Annotated in this window: 1 protein-coding gene; it reads right to left on the reverse strand. The window is 66.6% G+C overall.

What is annotated here, in order from left to right:
- The coding region (locus ACYVDE_RS23550) for a hypothetical protein (RefSeq protein ID WP_460503961.1) at positions 1–1,154 on the reverse strand (1,154 nt) is incomplete at both ends.

Raw genomic sequence — 1,154 nt, forward strand, 5'->3', positions numbered from 1 at the left:
GGCGTCGGCGTCGCCCTCGGCCCGCAGCCAGCCCGATTCGCCCTGGCCCGCCTGCCAGCCATTGGCGGCGTACATAAAGACGAACACCTTCAGCCGCCCGCCGCCCGGTACATCGCGGAAGTGCACCCGAATGGGGTCGCTGAGCGGGCGGCCATCCAGCACGCCTTCCATGTGCTGGGTGGTGGCGCTTTTGTCGTAGGCCACGAGCACGCGGTAGCGCCGGGCCAGCGCCGGAAACTTGTTGAAGCGCCGGTCCGGCATCAGCTCCACTTCCAAGTCGATGGCCCGGCCGATGTCGGTGCGGTAGTAGAAGGGCGACTGCGCGATGGCGACGGTGGTTTGCGTCAGGTTGGCAACCGTGACCACGGCCCCGAAAATCTGGAAGGCAAGCCCCACGAACGGAATGGCCCGGGCGGCGGCGCCTTCGGTGGCTTTGCGGGCAATAAACTTTTTCAGGCCGGTTTTCAGCAGCACCGGGCCCACGAGGTTGGCGGCCTTGAGCAGCGGAATCTCGGCATCGCCCCGCCGCTTGATGTCCAGGCCGGTATTGCCGGCTACCGCGCTGCCCCCCAGCGCCAGCAGGCCGTAAAACATTGGCTTGTCCTTCATAATCTCGTTCACGATGCCCGACTCCTCGATGGCCGCGCCCAAGGCCAGAATGACCACCGGCAGCAGCAGGTCGATGTAAAACGTCATCAGAATGCCGGGCCCGCACACGTCGAGGTCGTAGTCGCCGGTGCCCAGGCCGCCCGTGAGCAGCCGAATGGTTTCGGCCCCCTTCGGAACGGGAATGCTTAGCTCGACGGGGTCGGCGGCGAGGGGAATGCCGCACAGGGTGTTGATGGGCGGCAGCAGCGCCAGGAATTTCTTGGTGGGGTTGCGCTGGTTGTCTTTGCGCAGAAACTCCGGCAGCTGCTCGGGCCAGTTAGGCGGTGTCAGGGGCTGGCCGGCCCCGTCCAGAAACTGCACGTAGGCCCCCAGGTGCCGCAGCCAGTGATTAGTGCAGGTCACGTGCAGCGTGCCGTCGTACTCGTCGTTGCTTTCGCTGCGCAGGTCCAGGTCGAACACCGGGTGGGTGCTGCCATCGTCGGCGCGCAGGTGCAGCGCGGCGCTGGCGTTGTCGCCCAAGCCCTGGCCCCGGCACCACCAAGCCA

Source organism: Hymenobacter agri, from assembly GCF_054778495.1.